We start from the raw sequence: 3,139 nt of genomic DNA on the forward strand, positions 1-3,139 counted from the left end.
CTACTCGACCAACGCGATCGAGTCGTTGAACGCCCGGTTCCGGCGGGCGACCCGAGCACGCGGGCACTTTCCCAACGAGCAGGCCGCGTTGAAATGTCTCTACCTGGTCGTCAGATCGCTCGACTCGAAGGGCACTGGCCATGAACGCTCGATGAACCGCTGGACGCCCGCCCTCAACGTCTTCGCCATCACCTTCGAAGGCCGCCTCTTCTGAGGCCCTAACATCGCCAACAACAATGAGCCAGACCAGTTACACCACTCGTCTGACAGTCCCTTCTTGGGCGGATTGGACTCGTGCGTCCGGATGATTTTCCGATCGGGTTGACCGACCGCTGTGAGTCGGTACGGAGCGCCTGCCAACGTGACGCAGCTCCAACGCGCCGTCTGCACATTCTCGTGCACGTGCCCGAGCGCGGAGGTCACCATCCTCAGTGATTCCTCCGGAGATCGCGATGTGCGTTTCTGAGCCGATCTCACGCGTTTGCTGGGCCGACAGTTGGTTCAACTGCGGGTGACCCGCTCCGGCGATGACGTTGCGCAGCGTGAGATCTCTCAGCGGCTGAGTTCGGCGAGGGCGCGTGCCGCGGCGTTGGCGCCGCACATGCCGTGCGCTCCGGCCCCGGGTGGGGTGGACGCGGAGCACAGGTACGTGCCGGGAATGCCCGTGGCGTACGGGTCGATGGCGACCCGCGGGCGAAACACCGTCTGCCTGAGTGAGGCCGCTCCGCCGACGATGTCGCCACCGACATAGTTCGGGTTGTACACGGCCATCTCGGTGGCCGACCGCACCGCCGTGCCGACCACCCGTTCGCGGAAACCGGGAGCGAACCGTTCGATCTGGCCGATGATCGCTTCGGTGGCGTCGCCGGTGTAGCCGTTTGGTACGTGGGCGTAAGTCCACAGCGGGTTCACCGTGCCCGATGAACGACTCGGGTCCGCGAGGTACTGCTGGCCCACCAATACGAACGGCCGGTCCGGCATCTTGCCGCGCTGCACGGCCAACTCGGCTGCGGCGACCTCGGCGTCGTTCCCGCCGAGATGCACGGTGCCGGCACGGCGAGCGATCTCGGCGGTCCATGGGACCTCCCCGTCGATGGCGAAGTCGACCTTGAACGCTCCGGGCCCGTGCTGGAACTTTCGGTACGCCTTCGCGACGCGCGACGGCAATCGGTCGCCGAGGATGCCGGCCGCTGCCGATGGCGACACGTCGAGCATCAGCACGTCATGCGACGGCAGATCGGCCATGGAGCGCACGCGTGCGCCGGTCTCGATCGTTCCCCCGTTGCGGGCGAGGTCGGCGGCGAGCGCGTCAGCAATGGTCTGCGAGCCGCCCTCGGCGACCACCCAACCGTGGGCGTGGGCGCCGGCCGCCAGCGCGAACCCGATCGCGCTCGTCAGCGGTCGGTCGAGACGCCAGAAGGCGTGCGCCGCCATCCCGGTCCAGAGCGCACGTGCCTGCGGCGTCCGCCACGCATGGGCGAGAACCGTTGCCGGCATCGCCGCCCGCAGGCCGAACCGGGCGAGGGTCACCGGATGAGACGGCACCCGAATCAGCGGTTGGGAGATGTCGGCGAACAGGTCGTCGAAGCGTTCGGCGATCGGCTCGAACACCTGCCGCCAGCGGCGTCCGTCGGCGCCGAGTGCCCGCTCGGTCTCGTCGAAGGAACGGAACAGCGCGCCGGCGGTGCCGTCATCAAGGGGATGAGCGCACTCGACCTCGGCGCGTTTCCACACGATCCCAGGGAGTTGGAACTCCTGGAACGCCGGTGATGCGATCGCCATCGGGTGGGCGGCCGAGCAGTGATCGTGCAGGAGCCCCGGTACGAGGTACTCCGAACTCCGCGTGCCTCCGCCGATGGTGTCGGCGGCTTCCAGCACGGTCACGTCGAGCCCAGCGCGCGCCAGCCTGACCGCGGCCGTTAGGCCGTTGGGTCCGCTGCCGACGACGACCGCTCGCGTCACCCGCTGACCGCGTTGGCGGCGGGAACAGCGCTCTCCGCCGCCGGTCCGCGTCCGCCGGAACCAGGGTACGGCAGCCCGGAGGCGACGTACCCGTCACGGGTCCAGGTGATGACGTGCGCTATCCCACCGTTGGGCAGCCAAGGCTGTTCGTTTGCGGCATCGTCATTGTGATACCACCCCTTCTCGACGACGCCCAATGCGGAATCGATCACGCGGTACTGCACACGCTTGTCGAACATTGGTTGCGACTCAGTGAACACCACAACGAGCTCGCCCGGCTCGTAGTTGCAACGCTGTTGGACGGCTTCCACCAGTCGTTCGTCGTGGCAGTGACCGTCACCGAAGTTCCAGCCCGTGAGCGTGTTGCTCAAGAACTCGCCATCGCGCAGGACGCGTCCGTCCATGTCGTCGTTGTGCCGCATCTGGAGGCTGATGTGGGCGCGACCCATCGGGTGCATCATGCGCCACGCGATTGCCTTCTGCATGAAGATCTCGGAGATCTCCCTCCCGAACAACGGCTCGAGCTGGTCGATCTGGTTGTCGGCGGCCTTGACGATCCGCTCGTTGAGGCGGTCTTCCTTCTCGGAGTCGCTGAACGACCAGGTGGTGGATGCCCAGTTGCCTGCGTACTGCTTCATCCCGATGAGGAAGGAGACGTACTGCGGTTTGAACGCCCCGAGCACGATCGGGCCCAGCGCGACGAACAGGACGCCGGCAAGCAACAGGGGATGCATGTCGAAGACCCCGTAGCCATCGCCAGCCGAGAAATTGCCGAAGAGGAACCCAGCGCAGAACATGAAGAACACATTCCACTCGAGCGGCACCGCCAAGGGGATCGTGGAGATGATGAAGGTGTGGAGCATCCAGATCGACACGATCGCGAGCCACGTCAGCCACGGCCACGGTGAGAACAGCAACGTGAGCGGTACGATGCTTTCGGCGGTGGTCCCGCCGATGTGGCCCACCATGTGCGTGAGCTTCGATGGGCGAAGGTCGTTCGGGTAGTCACGGACCGACGCCAGGCGCAACTTTCGGAAGACGTTCCACGGCGTGTTCTGTACCATCGCCGCCACCGTGGCTGAAAAGCCGTGTTGGAGCTTCGACACACCCGCACCCATCCACACGATGGCGATGAAGATCTTCGCCCCGATGATCGCGTCGTTGAAGTCCAGGAAGA

General features: G+C 65.8%; 3 protein-coding genes. 1 reads left to right on the plus strand and 2 read right to left on the minus strand.

The annotated features are described in order from the left end of the window. On the plus strand, positions 1-214 hold a 214-nt coding region (locus ACH2EI_RS19965), incomplete at its 5' end, for a transposase (protein WP_395161303.1). A gap of 338 nt (positions 215-552) precedes the next feature. Here the strand turns inward: ACH2EI_RS19965 and ACH2EI_RS19970 are convergent. Together ACH2EI_RS19970 and ACH2EI_RS19975 are read right to left on the minus strand one after the other, a co-directional pair. Then, a complete protein-coding gene (locus tag ACH2EI_RS19970; RefSeq protein ID WP_395156162.1) occupies positions 553-1,962 on the minus strand; it encodes a phytoene desaturase family protein in 1,410 nt (469 codons plus the stop codon). Continuing rightward, positions 1,959-3,139: DUF3556 domain-containing protein (locus tag ACH2EI_RS19975; RefSeq protein ID WP_395161305.1), on the minus strand; the 1,181-nt coding region annotated here is incomplete at its 5' end. The genes ACH2EI_RS19975 and ACH2EI_RS19970, both read right to left, overlap by 4 nt.

This window comes from Ilumatobacter sp. (assembly GCF_041688325.1).
Classification (GTDB): Bacteria; Actinomycetota; Acidimicrobiia; order Acidimicrobiales; family Ilumatobacteraceae; genus Ilumatobacter_A.